General features: G+C 62.1%; 17 protein-coding genes. 9 read left to right on the forward strand and 8 right to left on the reverse strand.

Annotation, left to right across the window (positions count from 1 at the left end):
- Positions 1-18: 18 nt before the first annotated feature.
- From CAF65_RS20925 to CAF65_RS20950, 6 genes are all read right to left on the reverse strand, one after another.
- The gene (locus CAF65_RS20925) at positions 19-1,434 is read right to left on the reverse strand and encodes a cytosine permease (protein ID WP_085717999.1); all 1,416 of its coding nucleotides are present in this window, start codon (positions 1,432-1,434) and stop codon (positions 19-21) included.
- 323 nt (positions 1,435-1,757) lie between these two features.
- Positions 1,758-2,798 (reverse strand): ABC transporter substrate-binding protein, encoded by a 1,041-nt coding sequence (locus CAF65_RS20930; RefSeq protein WP_085718000.1) that lies wholly within the window; start codon positions 2,796-2,798, stop codon positions 1,758-1,760.
- 35 nt (positions 2,799-2,833) lie between these two features.
- Complete coding sequence (argE, locus tag CAF65_RS20935; RefSeq protein ID WP_085718001.1) at positions 2,834-4,003, reverse strand: acetylornithine deacetylase; 1,170 nt, start codon at positions 4,001-4,003, stop codon at positions 2,834-2,836.
- A complete protein-coding gene (locus CAF65_RS20940) occupies positions 3,996-4,670 on the reverse strand; it encodes a DUF1028 domain-containing protein (RefSeq protein ID WP_085718002.1) in 675 nt (224 codons plus the stop codon). Before CAF65_RS20940 ends, argE begins: the two co-directional genes overlap by 8 nt.
- Before the next feature lie 10 nt (positions 4,671-4,680).
- On the reverse strand, positions 4,681-5,091 hold the full coding sequence (locus CAF65_RS20945) for a RidA family protein (RefSeq protein ID WP_003201555.1): 411 nt from the start codon (positions 5,089-5,091) through the stop codon (positions 4,681-4,683).
- The gene (locus CAF65_RS20950) at positions 5,091-6,452 is read right to left on the reverse strand and encodes an NAD(P)/FAD-dependent oxidoreductase (protein ID WP_178076728.1); all 1,362 of its coding nucleotides are present in this window, start codon (positions 6,450-6,452) and stop codon (positions 5,091-5,093) included. The genes CAF65_RS20945 and CAF65_RS20950 overlap by 1 nt, the downstream gene beginning before the upstream one ends.
- A 277-nt stretch (positions 6,453-6,729) precedes the next feature.
- On the opposite strand from CAF65_RS20950, the gene CAF65_RS20955 reads away from it, so the two are divergent.
- From CAF65_RS20955 to phnE, 6 genes are all read left to right on the forward strand, one after another.
- On the forward strand, positions 6,730-8,106 hold the full coding sequence (locus CAF65_RS20955) for a pyridoxal-phosphate dependent enzyme (RefSeq protein ID WP_085718003.1): 1,377 nt from the start codon (positions 6,730-6,732) through the stop codon (positions 8,104-8,106).
- On the forward strand, positions 8,103-9,281 hold the full coding sequence (locus tag CAF65_RS20960) for a PLP-dependent aspartate aminotransferase family protein (RefSeq protein WP_085718004.1): 1,179 nt from the start codon (positions 8,103-8,105) through the stop codon (positions 9,279-9,281). The genes CAF65_RS20955 and CAF65_RS20960 overlap by 4 nt, the downstream gene beginning before the upstream one ends.
- Positions 9,282-9,494: 213 nt before the next feature.
- Positions 9,495-10,346, forward strand: coding sequence for a putative selenate ABC transporter substrate-binding protein (locus tag CAF65_RS20965; protein WP_085718005.1), 852 nt, complete (start codon positions 9,495-9,497; stop codon positions 10,344-10,346).
- Positions 10,343-11,140, forward strand: a complete 798-nt coding sequence (locus tag CAF65_RS20970) for a phosphonate ABC transporter ATP-binding protein (RefSeq protein WP_085718006.1) — start codon at positions 10,343-10,345, stop codon at positions 11,138-11,140. The genes CAF65_RS20965 and CAF65_RS20970 overlap by 4 nt, the downstream gene beginning before the upstream one ends.
- Positions 11,134-11,961, forward strand: coding sequence for an ABC transporter permease (locus CAF65_RS20975; protein ID WP_085718007.1), 828 nt, complete (start codon positions 11,134-11,136; stop codon positions 11,959-11,961). Before CAF65_RS20970 ends, CAF65_RS20975 begins: the two co-directional genes overlap by 7 nt.
- Positions 11,958-12,725, forward strand: a complete 768-nt coding sequence (gene phnE, locus CAF65_RS20980; protein WP_085718008.1) for a phosphonate ABC transporter, permease protein PhnE — start codon at positions 11,958-11,960, stop codon at positions 12,723-12,725. The genes CAF65_RS20975 and phnE overlap by 4 nt, the downstream gene beginning before the upstream one ends.
- Before the next feature lie 85 nt (positions 12,726-12,810).
- Here the strand turns inward: phnE and CAF65_RS20985 are convergent, their stop codons facing one another.
- Positions 12,811-13,191, reverse strand: coding sequence for a hypothetical protein (locus CAF65_RS20985; protein ID WP_218191727.1), 381 nt, complete (start codon positions 13,189-13,191; stop codon positions 12,811-12,813).
- Between the two features lie 309 nt (positions 13,192-13,500).
- Between CAF65_RS20985 and CAF65_RS20990 the strand changes: the two genes are divergently transcribed.
- Positions 13,501-13,851, forward strand: a complete 351-nt coding sequence (locus tag CAF65_RS20990; RefSeq protein WP_085718010.1) for a BON domain-containing protein — start codon at positions 13,501-13,503, stop codon at positions 13,849-13,851.
- A 133-nt stretch (positions 13,852-13,984) separates the two neighbouring features.
- Here the strand turns inward: CAF65_RS20990 and CAF65_RS20995 are convergent, their stop codons facing one another.
- Positions 13,985-14,824 (reverse strand): helix-turn-helix domain-containing protein, encoded by an 840-nt coding sequence (locus CAF65_RS20995; RefSeq protein WP_085718011.1) that lies wholly within the window; start codon positions 14,822-14,824, stop codon positions 13,985-13,987.
- Positions 14,825-14,930: 106 nt separating this feature from the next.
- Here CAF65_RS20995 and CAF65_RS21000 point away from each other — a divergent pair, with 106 nt between their 5' ends.
- Both CAF65_RS21000 and CAF65_RS21005 read left to right on the forward strand, forming a co-directional pair.
- On the forward strand, positions 14,931-15,245 hold the full coding sequence (locus CAF65_RS21000; RefSeq protein WP_085718012.1) for a DUF2834 domain-containing protein: 315 nt from the start codon (positions 14,931-14,933) through the stop codon (positions 15,243-15,245).
- Positions 15,242-15,670, forward strand: a complete 429-nt coding sequence (locus tag CAF65_RS21005; RefSeq protein ID WP_085718013.1) for an MAPEG family protein — start codon at positions 15,242-15,244, stop codon at positions 15,668-15,670. Before CAF65_RS21000 ends, CAF65_RS21005 begins: the two co-directional genes overlap by 4 nt.
- The last annotated feature ends 9 nt before the right edge of the window (positions 15,671-15,679 follow it).

Genomic DNA, 15,679 nt, shown 5'->3' on the forward strand with positions numbered 1-15,679 from the left:
TCTGTTCCAGATGCCCGATCAACCGTTGGTTGGCATCAATCCGGCCATGATCTGGCGCCGACGATAAGCCGTGTCACGGTTGGCCAGCCAGTAGTACAGCGGCGTGGTGACCACCAGGCCGACCAGCCACGACAGATCCGCACCGTCGATATGCACCGCCACGGGTCCGGTGTAGATCGGTGTGTTCATGAACGGAATCTGCACCACGATGCCGATGGCGTAGGCCAGCAGCGCCTGCGGATTGAAGCGGCCATAGATACCACCGTCGACGCGGAAGATCGAGGCGATGTCGTAATCACCCTTGTGGATCGCGTAGAAGTCGATGAGGTTGATCGCAGTCCAGGGCACCAGTACCACCAGCAGCGCCAGCACCAGGTCGACGAAGTGCCCGATGAAGTCCGCCGAGGCGCCGATGGCCGCCACGCAGCAACCGGCCAGAATGGTCAGCGACAGCACCGCCCGGCTCTGCGCGGTCGGAATCCAGCGGTGGGCGAAGGTTTGCAGCAAGGTAATCACCGACAGCACGGCGCCATACAGGTTCAGGGCGTTATGACTGATCACGCTGAGCAAGAACAGCACCAGCATCAACGGGCCGATCGCACCGGTCGCAAGCTTCACGGCGTCCATGGTGTCCATGCCCACTGGCGTGGCCAGCACGGCGACGGCGCCGAACACGAAGGACAGGATCGAGCCCAGCGACGAACCGAGGTAGGTCGCCCAGAAGGTCGAGCTGACTTTCACGTCCTTGGGCAGGTAACGCGAGTAGTCGGACACGTACGGCGCGAACGCGATCTGCCAGAGCGCCGCCAGCGACACCGTGGCCAGCCAACCGGAAATGTTGAAACTGCCGCGGGTCAGGAAGTCATCAGTCTGCACGTGGGTCAGGATGTAGCCGAAGCCCAGCACGATGCCCAAGCCCAGCACCCAGGTGCCGATGCGGTTGAGCACGTGGATGAAGCGGTAGCCGATGATGCCGATGATCCCCGAACCAAGGCCGCCGAGGACGATGCCGGCCGATACCGGCACGCTCTCGACCACGCCATGCAGCGACTTGCCGGCCAGGACGATGTTGGAGGCGAAGAAGCCGATGTACATCACGCCGGCAATCACCACCACCAGCAACGCGCCCAATGAACCGAACTGTGCGCGACTCTGGATCATCTGCGGAATGCCCATCTGCGGGCCTTGCGCCGAGTGCAACGCCATCAGCACACCGCCGACCAGATGGCCAACGATGATGGCGACAATGCCCCAGACCAGGTTCAGGTGGAACAACTGCACGCCGAGCGCGCCGGTGACGATAGGCAACGGCGCGATATTGCCGCCGAACCACAGGGTGAACAGATCTTTGACCTTTCCGTGGCGATCCTCAGGGGGGACGTACCCGATCGTGTGTTTCTCGATGAGCGGGGCGGATGAAGCGGTGGTGGACATGACGAACTCCAAGGCAAGGATGAGTACGTGTTCGTACTTCGGCGTGCGCCAACGGGACGGCGCATTTCTTGTTGGGAGCGATCATGGACAAAGAGCGGAGGGAGGAAAATTAGTTAATTTGTGCCTTTAAACATTAAAAAAAATTGCGCAATAATGGCAACATATCAGCAGGAAAAACCTGCTTTCACAAAAAACAAAGCACAGCACGTCACCCCTCCCGATATCAGAGAGGGGCAACGGCAAAGCATGGACCCGAGGTATTGCACTGTGCTTTTTGTGGGAGCGAGCCTGCTCGCTCCCACAGAGGGGCTGCGGTGCCGGTGTCAGCGCGCGGCCCAGGCGTTGAAGCGCTGTTCAAGCTCCTCGCCATGGTCAACCCAGAACTCAGCATCCACTGCCCGCGCTCCGGCCAGGTTGGCCTCGGCGGTCGGCAGTTGCTCTTGCACGTCCTTGGGCAGCAATGGCAGGGTCTGACGATGCACCGGCCCGTAAGGGATGTTTTCCGAGAACACTTTTTGCGTCTGCGGCTGACTGGCAAATGCGATGAAGTTTTCCGCCAACGCCTTGTTCGGCGTGCCCTTGACCACCGCCCAGTACTCCGGGTCGTACAGGCTCTGCGGCCAGACGATGCTCAGTTTCATGCCTTCCTTTTGCGCCGAGGCAATCCGGCCGTTGTAGGCCGCGCTCATCACCACGTCACCGGCCACCAGCCATTGCGCCGGTTGTGCGCCCGCCTCCCACCACTGGATGTTCGGCTTGATCTGGTCGAGCTTGGCAAAGGCCCGCGTCACGCCTTGCGGGGTGCTCAAGACCTTGTACACATCGTCAGCCTTGACGCCGTCGGCCAGCAAGGCGATTTCCAGGGTGTACTTGGCGCTCTTGCGCAGCCCGCGCTTGCCCGGGAAGTCGGCGACGTTCCAGAAGTCCGCCCAGGATTGCGGCGCCTTGGCCTGCTTGCTCTGGTCATAGGCCATGACCATCGACCAGACATAAGTGGCCACCCCGCATTCGGTCAGCGCACCCGGCACGAAGTTCGCCGAATCACCGAAGCGTCCCGCATCGAGCTTCTCGAACAACCCCTCCTCGCAGCCACGCAACAACTCGGGGCTTTCGACTTCCACCACATCCCAGCTGGTATGGCCGGCCGAGACCATGGCCTTGATTTTCGATAGCTCGCCGTTGTACTCCCCGGCGATGATGTTGCCCGCACCGCTGGCGTTAAAGGGCTGGAAATAGGCCTTATCCTGGGCCTGTTTGGTAGCACCACCGAAGGAAATCACGGTGAGGTCCTGGGGGGTCGCCCACACACTGGCACTCAACAACGCCAGGGCAAACGGAACACTGCAACGCAAGGATCTGGACATGGATCGCTTCCTCGGGCCTGAATGGCCCTTTGTTGTTATGGGTGTTCGGATTCACTCAAGTAAGCCGCCAGGCGATCCATCAGGCGGTCACAGGCCGCCATCTGTTCGACGCTGACAAATTCATCGGGCTTGTGCCCTTGATCCATGCTGCCGGGTCCGCAGACCACCGACGGTATGCCGGCCTGATCGAACAGCCCGCCTTCGGTGCCAAAGGCCACGGTGCTGAAATCATCGCTGCCGCACAGCTCGGCAATCAGCCGGGCAGCCGCGCTGTCGGCGGGTGTCGCCAGGCCGGGATAGGCCGAAAGCTTTTCAAAACGAATGGATGTGCCGGCTTTCACCGCCTGCATCGCCGGCAGCAAAGTTTGCTCGGCGTAGTTTTGCAGCTCCGCGGCAACTGCTTCCGGAGCAAAGTCCGGCAAGGCGCGCACTTCGAAATCAAAACGGCAATTCTCCGGCACGATGTTCAACGCCGTCCCACCGGAAATCACACCCACCTGCACCGTCGAATACGCCGGATCGAAGCGCTCGTCGTGGTACTGCGGTTCAGCCAGGCGCGTGCCGATTTCACCCAGCCGACCGATCAGCCGTGCGGCCTGCTCGATAGCGTTCACCCCATAAGGTGCGTAAGCCGAATGGCACGGTGCACCGTGTACGTGGCAACGCATCGCCAGCTTGCCCTTGTGGCCGAGCACCGGCTTGAGCTCGGTCGGCTCGCCGATCAGGCACAACGCCGGTGCCGGGATGCGCTGTGGCAGCACTTCCAGCAACCCGCGAACGCCAAGGCAACCGACCTCCTCGTCGTAGGAAAACGCCAGGTGTACCGGGCGCTTCAAAGGGCTTTCCAGAAACATCGGCACGGCCGCCAACACAGAAGCCAGATAGCCTTTCATGTCCGCGGTGCCGCGCCCGTAAAGCTTGCCGTGCGCCTCGCTCAGGCAGAACGGCTCGACCGTCCAGGCCTGGCCGTCCACCGGCACCACGTCAGTGTGCCCGGACAGCACGATGCCGCCGGCCACGCTCGGGCCGACCGTGGCCAACAAGTTGGCCTTGGTCCGCTCGGCGTTGTAGATCAGTTCGCAATCCACGCCCAGTTCGCGCAGGTAGTCACGCACGAACTCGATCAGCTCCAGGTTCGAATCGCGGCTGACCGTGGCGAACCCGATCAATCGCGCGAGCATGGCGCGGCTGCGCAACTCACTCATCGCCGGGCACTCCGTACGCGGGAGCCAGGGTCGGATTGAGGGCGCGGGTCAGGTAGTCCTGCAATTGCGGCTCGTAGGCCGTCCACAATTTGCCCAGCTCGCCAATCGGGTTTTCATCGGCCCAATCCACCCGCAGGTCGACAATCGGCCAGGTCAGGTCACCGACCACCGACAACGCCGCCGAGTGCACCGCGCCGGCTTCGCCCCCCGCCTCCTGCCCGGCCTTCAAGGCGTTCATCAGCCGTGTGGCGAGGCAGCCTTCGCTGTTTTCGAACGCCGCGACCATCGCCTCGATCACCCCACTGTTGGCCAGCAGGTTGCCAGCCGCCACACATTGGTCGCCGGCCAGGGCGTTGTTGATGCCCAGCGCATGGTTGCCGCTGAACACCGCCGTGCGTCCCTGGGCATCGACCACCGCCACCTGGCGGTACTGGCTGTAGCCATTGCGGGTCAATGAGTGGTCCAGCGCCTGGGGCGGCGCCGAGCCGTTGGCCAGTTCATCGAGGATCTGCGGGCCGAGGGCCGGCAGCGTGATGTTCTGGCTCGACACCGCACCGACACCGGCCCGCAACCACGGGCAACGCGCGCCGACGGCAATGCTCGAAGAGCTGATGGCAATGCCCAGCTGGCCGGTCTCGGCGCAGCGACCAACGATGGAAAAGGTCATGGCGAATTCCTTATTCAGGGATGACAGCGATCACATCGATTTCCATCAGCCACTGCGGCTGGCCGAGGGCGCTGACCACCAGGCCGGTGGAAATCGGGAACACACCCTTGAGCCACTTGCCGACTTCCTGGTACACCGGCTCGCGATAGCGCGGGTCGATCAGATAGGTGGTGGTCTTGACGATGTGGCTCAGGTCGCTGCCGGCCTCTTCGAGCAGTTGCTTGACGTTGCGCATGGCCTGTTCAGCCTGGGCACGCGGATCACCGAGGCCCACCAGTTGGCCATTGAAATCGGTACCGACCTGACCACGGACATACACGGTGTTGCCGGCGCGCACGGCCTGGCACAGGTCGTTGTCGAGCGTCTGGTTCGGGTAGGTGTCTTTGGTGTTGAACATGCGGATGCGGGTATGAGTAGGCATTAACGAACTCCCATGAGGCTGGCTTTCTGAAGAGGTGCACGGGCGGCGTCGGCTTGACGCTGGGTCGCATCCCGATAGTTGAAGTAAGTGCGCTGTTTAACGATGTGATCGGCGATGTGCTTGGCGTCGTGCCAAACGCCCCAGATAAACGCGGAGCCACGACGGGACTGCCACGGCAAACCAACGAAATACACACCGGGCTCGGCCGACACGCCGCGCTGATGCTGCGGTTTGCCGTTTTCCTTGAAGGCATCGACCTTCAGCCAGCTGTAATCGGTGGAGTAACCGGTGGCCCAGATGATCGTGGTGACGCCGGCCTTGACCAGGTCAAGCTCAAGAATCGGCTTGGTCACGCAGTCCGGATCGGCCAGCATGGCGCGGGCTTCGGGTTCCAGCGGCAGGTCCAGGCCGTTGCGTTCGATATAGGCGTCGGCCTTGTCCAGCAGCGCGAGGTAGTTTTCATCGCCGCGCCGAATGTTGTCGGCGAGGTTATTTTCGAAGCTCACCACCGCGCCGTTGAACCCTTGAGTCAGACCGACCAGGGTCATGCCCTGATGGGCCAGCCGGCGGAAGTCCACGGTGTGGCCGCCACGGGCACCGCTCACGGCGATGGTCACGTGCTCCTTGCCCGGTTGCATGGCCTCGGCATCCCACTCGCCGAGCACCCCCAGCCACCAGCAGAAATCACGGTTGCGGTAGGCGCGCGGCGGACGATCGTGGGCGCCGACCGAGAGGTAGACCTGCTTGCCGGAGCGTTGCAGCTCATCGGCGATCTGCACGCCCGAAGAACCGGCGCCCACCACCAGCACGGCGCCTTCGGCCAGTTGTTGTGGGTTGTAGTATTGGGCGGAGTGAATCTGGGTGATGCCGGCGATTTGCGGAGCAATCGGCGGAATGACCGGACGCTGGAACGGGCCGGTGGCGACCACTACGTGGCGGGCTTCGATCACGCCATCGGAGGTTTCAACAGTGAAACCCGGACGATCGGCATTACGCTCTACTTTCTTCACGTCAACGCCAGTGCGGATCGGTGCGTTGAACTTGCGGGCATAAGCTTCGAAGTACTCAGCCACCTGCTCTTTTGCGGCGAAGGCATCCGGGTCCAGGCCGTCGAATTCCAGGCCCGGGAAGCGGTCGTGCCAGGCAGGACCGTTGGCCACCAGCGAATCCCAGCGGCCGGTGCGCCAGGCTTCGGCGATACGGTTGCGCTCCAGCACGAGGTGGGGCACACCTAGCTTGCTCAGGTGTTCACTCATGGCCACGCCGGCCTGGCCGGCGCCAACAACAAGCGTATCAATTTCGGTTTTATCAACTGTCATGGCTGTGCACTTCTGAAAGGTGGTTTGATTCAGGTCGGTCATGGCTGCCGCCTCGATTCTGATCACTGTTGTTCTTCTGCTGCGGCTATCGGTGTCAGGGTGTTGGCCGCATTCTGTTCGGAGCCGGGAAATAGCGAAATTATGTTTTTTGTGGTCGCTGGCGAGGAAAAAGCGTCGAGGCAACCGGCTGGCCGCATGAGGTTGCGGCAGGCCCGATCCCGGCCTATGGTCCTAGCGATGCAATGCCTGCGATCGATGCCTGATGGCACACCGCAGGCCACTGTCCACCCAGCGCGTATTTGTGCAAGGAAGTGACGACATGCCTGACAACTCCCGCCCTGCCGTGCTCGAACTGATCGGCAATACACCTCTGGTACGGGTCAGCCGGTTCGATACCGGCCCGTGCACGCTGTTTCTCAAACTCGAATCCCAGAACCCCGGCGGTTCGATCAAGGACCGCATCGGTCTGGCGATGATCGATGCCGCCGAACGCGATGGCCGCCTGCGCCCCGGTGGCACCATCGTCGAAGCCACCGCCGGCAACACCGGCCTCGGCCTGGCCTTGGTCGGCCGCGCCAAGGGTTACCGGGTGGTGCTGGTGGTACCGGACAAGATGTCCACCGAGAAGGTCCTGCACCTCAAGGCCATGGGCGCCGAGGTGCACATCACCCGCTCCGATGTCGGCAAGGGCCATCCCGAGTACTACCAGGATGTCGCCGCGCGGCTGGCCGCGGATATTCCCGATGCGTTCTTCGCCGACCAGTTCAACAACCCGGCCAACCCGCTGGCCCACGAATACAGCACCGCGCCGGAGATCTGGGCACAGACCCAGCATGATCTGGACGCCATCGTCGTCGGCGTCGGTTCCGCCGGGACCCTGACCGGGCTGACGCGCTTTTTCAAACGCGTGCAGCCGGATCTGGAAATGGTCCTGGCCGACCCGGTCGGTTCGGTGATGGCCGAGTACAGCCGCAGCGGCACCCTCGGCACGCCCGGTTCGTGGGCGGTGGAAGGCATAGGCGAAGACTTCATTCCGTCGATTGCCGACCTGTCCAGCGTGCGCCACGCCTATTCGATCAGCGATGAAGAAAGCTTCGACCACGCCCGCCAACTGCTGCGTGCCGAAGGCATTCTCGGCGGTTCCTCGACCGGCACCCTGCTGGCCGCCGCACTGCGTTACTGCCGCGAGCAGACCACGCCGAAACGGGTGGTGAGCTTCGTCTGCGACACTGGTACGCGTTACCTGTCGAAGATCTACAACGACCAGTGGATGAACGATCAGGGCCTGCTGCAACGCAAGCAATACGGTGACCTGCGCGACCTGATCGCGCGGCGCTTCGAGGACGGCCGGGTGATCAGCGTCGGTCCCGACGACACCCTGCTCACCGCCTTCCAGCGCATGCGCCTGGCGGATGTGTCGCAACTGCCGGTGCTGGTGAACGGCAAACATCTGGTCGGCGTGATCGACGAGTCCGACATCCTGCTGGGGGTGCATGAAGACGTTGCGCACTTCCGTAAAGCCGTGGCCAGTGCCATGACCGACAAGCTGCAAACCCTGTCCCCCGACGCCACGCTGGCTGACCTGGAGGCAGAGCTGGGCCGTGGGCTGGTAGCGATCATTCAGGATGCCTCGGGTTTCCACGGCCTGATTACCCGAACCGACATGCTCAACCACCTGCGGAGATCCCTGCCATGAGTCAGCACGATGAAAATTCCCCGCCACGGGGCTTCGCTACCCGCGTGATCCATGCCGGGCAAACGCCGGACCCGTCGACCGGGGCGTTGATGCCGCCGATCTATGCCAACTCCACCTACCTGCAGCAGAGCCCCGGGGTGCACAAAGGCCTCGACTACGGGCGTTCGCACAACCCGACGCGCTGGGCGCTGGAACGCTGTGTGGCCGACCTGGAAGGCGGTACCCGAGCCTTTGCGTTCGCCTCGGGCCTGGCGACCATTTCCACCGTGCTGGAACTGCTCGACGCCGGCTCGCACATCGTCTCCGGCAACGACCTTTACGGCGGTACCTTCCGTCTGTTCGACAAGGTGCGCCAGCGCAGCGCCGGGCACCGCTTCAGCTTCGTCGACCTGACCGACCTGGCGGCGTTCGAGGCGTCCCTGCAAGACGACACACGGATGGTCATGGTCGAGACCCCGAGCAATCCGCTGCTGCGCCTTACCGACCTGGCCGCCATCGCCCGCACCTGCCGCGCGCGCGGCATCATCTGCGTGGCCGACAACACCTTCGCCAGCCCGTGGATCCAGCGCCCGCTGGAACTGGGTTTCGACATCGTGCTGCACTCGACCACCAAATACCTGAACGGCCACTCCGACGTGATCGGCGGCATCGCCGTGGTCGGGCACAACGCCGAACTGGCCGAGCGCCTGGGCTTTCTGCAAAACGCCGTCGGTGCCATCGCCGGTCCGTTCGATGCCTTCCTCACCCTGCGTGGCGTAAAGACCCTGGCGCTGCGCATGGAACGTCATTGCAGTAATGCGCTGGACTTGGCGCAATGGCTGGAGCGTCAGCCGCAAGTCTCACGGGTTTACTACCCCGGCCTGCCATCGCACCCGCAGCACGAACTGGCCCAACGGCAAATGCGCGGTTTCGGCGGGATGATTTCCCTCGACCTCAACAGCGACCTGGCGGGCACCAAACGCTTCCTCGAGAACGTGCGGATCTTCGCCCTGGCCGAGAGCCTGGGCGGCGTGGAAAGCCTGATCGAACATCCGGCGATCATGACCCACGCCACCATTCCACCCGATACCCGCGCAGAACTGGGCATCGGCGACGGGCTGGTGCGATTGTCGGTGGGCGTCGAGGATGTCGAGGACCTGCGTGCCGATCTGGCGCAGGCGTTGGCAAGGATGTAAATCACCTGAATGGTGGGACACCGCAAACCCTGTAGGAGCGAGCATGCTCGTTCCTACAGGTTTTTTAGGCCCTCACTCTTGTTGCAAGGCTGGTCAAGCACGCAAGAGTCCCTATAATCGCGCCGTTTTCGTCTACCCTCACGAAGCGTCGTGCAGCAATCAGCTTGTGCGGGGCGCATCGACATTTTTCCGCTATTGAACCGGAGAACTTCCATGCTCAAACGTACCCTGGCATTGGCCGTCGGCCTGACCCTATCCTTTTCCGCCCTGCTGGCACAGGCTGCCGACACCCTCAAGGTCAGCGCCATTCCTGACGAAGCCCCGACCGAATTGCTGCGAAAGTTCAAGCCTCTTGGCGAATATCTGGAGCAGCAGTTGGACATGAAAGTCGAGTTCGTGCCGGTTTCCGACTACCCGGCGGTGGTCGAGGCACTGGCCACCGACCGCATCGACATGGCCTGGCTGGGTGGCTTCACGTTCGTGCAGGCGCGACTGAAAACCGGCAATGCCATTCCACTGGTACAGCGTGAGCAGGATGCCCAGTTCACCAGCAAATTCATCACCGCCGACCCGGCCGTCAAGTCGCTGACCGACCTCAAGGGCAAGTCCTTTGCCTTCGGTTCGGTTTCTTCCACTTCCGGCAGTTTGATGCCGCGTTATTTCATGCTGCAAGACGGCATCAAGCCGGAAACCTACTTCAGCCGTGTCGGCTACTCCGGCGCCCACGACGCCACGGTCGCCTGGGTTCAGGCAGGCAAGGTGGACGCCGGTGTACTCAATGCCAGCGTCTGGGAAAAACTGGTCACGGCCGGCAAGGTCGACACCGACAAGGTCAAGGTCTTCGCCACCACGCCGGCCTACTACGATTACAACTGGACCGTGCGCGGCACGCTCGACCCGGCTCTCGCCAACAAGATCAAGGTAGCCTTGCTCGCGCTCGACCCGGCCAAGCCGGAGCAAAAAGCGATTCTGGATCTGCAGGCCGCCAGCCGCTTCATCGAGACCAAACCTGAGAACTACAAGGGCATCGAGGAAGCTGCGCGCGCTGCCGACCTGCTGAAATGACATTACATCTGAACCGGGTCAGCCTCACCCACGGCAATGGCGTGCGTGCGCTGCATGAGGTCGACCTGCACATCGCTGCCGGTGAGCAGGTCGCCATCATCGGTCCGTCCGGTGCCGGCAAGTCGAGCCTGCTCAGCCTGCTGGCAACCGCCCTGCGCCCCGGCAGCGGTACGGTCGAGGTGCTTGGCGAGCAAGCCTGGCAGCTCGGCGCCCGACAGCGCCAGCGATTGCGCGCACGCATCGGCCTGGTGCATCAGGCGCCGCCACTGCCACCGCGGCAACGGGTGGTCACGGCGGTGCTGGCCGGAAAGCTGGGGCAATGGGGGTTTGCCAAAAGCCTGTTGAGCCTGCTGCATCCGGTGGATGTTGCGGGAGCGCAGGCGGCACTGCTCAAGCTGGACCTCAGTGACAAGCTGTTCGCCCAGTGCCAGCAATTGTCCGGCGGTCAACTGCAGCGCGTGGGCATTGCCCGCGTGCTGTACCAGGCCCCCGAGGTGCTGCTGGCCGATGAACCGGTGTCGGCGATGGACCCCGTACTGGCCGGGCACACCCTGTCGATCCTCTGCCGCCACGCCCTGGAACACAAGGTGACACTGGTCGCCAGCCTGCATGCCGTGGAACTGGCACTGACGCACTTTTCGCGCATCATCGGCCTGCGCGATGGCCAGGTCCTGTTCGACCTTCCCGCCAGCGACGTCGACCACCCGTTGCTCGACAAGCTCTACGCCAACGAGCAACTGCAATCGCCGCCCGTCCCAGTGACGCCCTTGAGTGTGCAGATTCCCCGATGCTGACGCGTGATATGCAGGACCCGGCCACCCTGCCTCGTCTGTTGCTCAGTCTGTTGGCGCTTGCCCTGCTGTGGCCTGGCATCCACTTCAGCGAACTGGACCTGGGTGTGCTGCTCAAGGCCGACAGTCAGAGTGAGATGGGCCGTTTTGTTGCGGCCTTCTGGCCACCCGCCCATGGCGAAGAATTCCTCCAGTTGCTATGGCAAGCCACGCTGCAGACATTGGCCATCGCCACCGCCGGCATGGCCCTGGCCTTGCTGTTGGCCGTGCCCGCCAGCCTGCTGGCCAGCCGGGCGCTGTCGCTGTCGGCCGCCTCGCGCAGCGGTCGCCCGAGCGCCCTGGGCCGGCTGTTGCGCTGGCCGGTGCGCGGGCTGCTGATCTTCCTGCGCAGCGTGCCGGAAATCGTCTGGGCCTTGCTGTTCGTGCGCGCAGTCGGCCTTGGCCCGACGGCCGGGGTGCTGGCCATTGCCATCACCTACAGCGGCATGCTGGGCAAGGTCTACGCGGAGATCTTCGAGTCGGTCGACCAACGCCCCGCCCACTCACTGCTGCAGGCCGGCAGTGGCCGGTTGGCGGCCTTCTGCTACGGCATCCTGCCCAATGTCGGGGCGGAATTGCTGTCGTACACGGTGTATCGCTGGGAATGTGCGATCCGTGCGTCCGTGGTGATGGGGTTCGTTGGCGCCGGCGGGCTGGGCCAGCAGATTGACTTGTCGTTGCGCATGTTCGCCGGCGGTGAAGTGGCGAGCATGTTGCTGACCTTTCTCCTGTTGGTGCTATTCGCCGATCAGATCAGCCGCCTGCTGCGCTGGAGGTTCGCATGAATCGCCTGGTCAACCTGCTGCTGATCCTGGGCATCGGCGCAGCGGTCGTCGCCTCGTTCAGCTACCTGGGCATCGATCTCGGCGAGCTGACCGGCAGCGGTAACTTGCAGCAGATGGGCGCCTACGTGCTGCGGTTTCTCAGCCCGGACCTGAGCGCCGGCCATCTGCAAGCCATTGGCCGTGGCGCCGTGGAAACCATGGCCATGTCGGCCCTTGGCACCTTGCTCGCCGCGGTGTTCGGGATGCTGCTGGCATTGCCGGCGGCCGGGCGTTTCGGTTGGCCGTTGCAGAGCGCGTCGCGCCTTGTGCTCAATGCCCTTCGCGCCATTCCCGAACTGGTGTGGGCCGCGCTGATGGTGCTGGCGGCGGGTCTTGGCCCGAACGCCGGTACCCTGGCACTGGCCATGCATACCACCGGCGTGTTGGGCCGCCTGTTCGCCGAAGCACTGGAAAACACCCCAGCGGAACCGGCCGAAGCCATCCGCTTGCAGGGCGGCAATGTCGTCTGGGCCTTCTGTTACGGCACCCTGCCCAATCTGTTTCCACAGCTGCTGGCGTACATCCTCTACCGCTGGGAAAACAACATCCGCATGGCCAGCGTGCTCGGCTTTGTCGGTGCCGGCGGTTTGGGGCAGATGCTCTATGTCAGCCTCAGCCTGTTCCAGGAGGCCCAGGCCAGTACGGTGATCCTGGCCATGTTGCTGCTGGTGTTCGCCGTTGATGGGCTGAGCAGCTGGAGTCGTCAGCGTTGGGTCAAGGCGTGATGGGTAACCGCTGTGGTAACCCAACAGCGGCATTCGGCCTGGAGCCAGTATATACGCGGCCTTTAGGCATTCGGTGCGCGACCTGTCAAGCGACACTCGCCTCATTGGCAGGATTCAAATAGCAGGCCATCTCCCGTTCGACAACGTCAATCTCATTCAGCCCCCAGTTTGTCAGGGGCGCGGAAAGTTTGCCGGTCGACGCAAAACTCGCCGCCAGCAGACGGGTCATCAGCGTCTTTGCCAAGTCCAGTTGCTTCTGAAGCTCCTGAGCCGCGCGATCAGCCTTGTCCAGGCGCTGTTGCAGGGCATCGCGCCCGGCAGTGATCTGTTCGATACTGGCCATCATTTCATGTGGGTCGACCATCACTGCCGCTTTTTCTTCCAAAGATTTATCACTCATCAATGTGCTCGTTCGCTCAGGTTCAAGGTCAGGCGTGCGCAGGCCTTGCCTCTCTGATATCGGCACGAGAGTTTATTCCTATAGTTTTCTATCGCACGGCTGCGCAAGGCGCCGACCAACGGTAGCGTAACCCATCAGCGAACCCAGCCTGGTTGCGAACAGGCATCTCAACTGGCACAGAGCGACCAAGGCGGACGTTCACGGGGACAGCGCTCTGACCGCAGGCAACGGCCGTACTATAATTAATGTCTGTCAATGTTTGCGTGGCGAGCGCTCCAAAACGAATCAGGTATCCATAGCGTTCACCTGACAGGCAGTGGGCAGCACAGCAAACGGGATGGGCAGTACGTCTGATTACACGAGGAGGGTTCAGCCATGAAAATTCACTCCTTCCAGCATTACTCTCATGGTCTGGAAATGGCCGTTCACGATGCATGGATTACCGCCAAGGTGAAGTCTGCCCTGGCATTTTCCGATCCGACCCTTAGCCTGCATATCAATGTCAAAACCCATGCGGGCATAGTGGGGTTAAGCGGCCGCGTCAACACTCATAGACAGTGTGAACAGGCCATTGGTCTGGCCCGTTCGGTTCATGGTGTCGTCGAAGTCGATGCCAGCGACTTGCAGACCCATGTGTTCACGCCAGGGAGTTTTCCAGAAGCGCCCAACGCCGAAGAGAGCACGGAGCGCCGGCCACAATCGTCAACAAAGATGGACGACAAATGATAATGGCAACGTTGTAGGCGCCGCGCTCCCGGTCGGGAACCGAGGGCGGAGGGAAGCTGAATGCCTGTGTGCCCCAGAGTGAATCGCCCATGGTTTCGTGGACATTTCCGACTGGCTGCTTATGGCTGTGGATTCAACCGGTCGATGCAACAGATTGGCCGTGATCCGCATTCCAATGTTCGTAGGCTTGCATCATCCTTTGCTTGGTCGATAAATCGGCAGGTATCAAATGTTCGATTCGCAGTGACTCTACGGTGATGTCCAGGGGCATGCCGAAGGTCGTGAAGGTGGAGAGAAAGCTCAACTCGCCATCTGCGGTGCACACACGCGTCAGCAGCACAGGGCTGGCAGTCGGTGCCTGCAAGGCAATACCCGGAGGCGGAAGACTGTTCAGGCGCTCTGCGAGCGTAGGATTGCTGACTGACTCCCTGGAGGCGCGTTGCCACGCAGCAGCACGGATCTCCTGTGCATTGGCCAACCGATCACCCAAGCCGCCGGGGCTGAGCAGTGTTTCCAGAAGGTTGAGGCGTGATGCCACGTCCTGTGCCACGCCCGCCATCGCCAACAGCAGTCCCGTGCTCACGTTGGCGGCAGTGATATCCCAGTTGCTGTCGATAACGATGGCAGGCGCCGGATTGTTCGCATGCAAGATATGATCGATGGCCGCGTGAACCACATCCAAGGCAGGGGCATCGAGCGGCGTTGCTGCGTAACGTGGCGCGTATCCAGCGGCAAGAAATACTTCGTTGCAGTGATCCAGCGGTGCACCTAGGGCCGAAAGTATGGCGTGCAAGGTACTGGTGCTCGCTTTGGCGCGGCCGGTTTCGACGCAGCTGAGGTGGCGCTGCGAAACCCCGGCCATGAGTGCAAGATCGAGCTGGCTGAGCCCTGCCTGCCGACGCAGGTGGCGCACGTGCTGGCCCGCCGTTATGGCCGGCGGGGGATGTTTATGATGGAACAGGTGATTACTCATGCTTCGCCTCTGACATCCTTGTGCCTGGCCTCAATGACCTCACAGGTCATTGAGGGTCAACAACCCTACCACTACTGTGCCAAGAAACCCTAGCAAGGACAGGACTATGGCATTTCGCCTCATTGCTCTGGCATCGTTGGTGCCCTTTTCGATGTATACCGGCTGGACGATGCTGATTGCCGAACAGTCGCTAGTGGCCTTTGGGCTTGAGTTGATTTCGCGACCTGATACTGCCCAGTTGGTCATCGACTTGTACCTTATGGCAGCACTGGCCTGCATCTGGATGGCAAAAGACAACCGATCGCGAGATGGTTCACTCATTGACCTGCTTCCCTACCTGATACTGACTGCTGTATTCGTTTCCGTGGGGCCGCTGTTGTACCTCGTGGTCAAAGGCTTTAATAGGGAGCGCCAGGCATGACCAGTGCTTTGACCGTCTACGCACTCTGCGTGGTTGTGCTGTTTCTCAAGATGTTCGCGGTCTCCTGTTACCAGGGCCTCTTCCGCATACGCTTCAGGGCATTCACGAACACAGAGGACGCCGCTGTTTTCAATCGAATCGCTTGTGAAAAGGAGCTTCCGCAAGTGACTCGCGCGGCAAGGGCCTGGGCGAACGACCTGGAAAGCATCCCGGCATTCTTCGCGCTGGGTGGGCTCGCCGTTGCCATGAATGCACCTGCATCCGTTACGGTAGGGTTGAGCGTTCTGTTCACCCTCGCCAGAGTCCTGCACACGTTGGCATACCTGAAGGGCGTCCAGCCTTGGCGCACCGTTTTCTATGGTGTTGGGATCCTGTGTCTCTTGGGCTTCTGCGCGACGATCGCCATTAATGTGGTGATGTCATGATCGGACGGG

The sequence above is a fragment of the Pseudomonas sp. B28(2017) genome (genome assembly GCF_002113025.1).
GTDB lineage: Bacteria > Pseudomonadota > Gammaproteobacteria > Pseudomonadales > Pseudomonadaceae > Aquipseudomonas.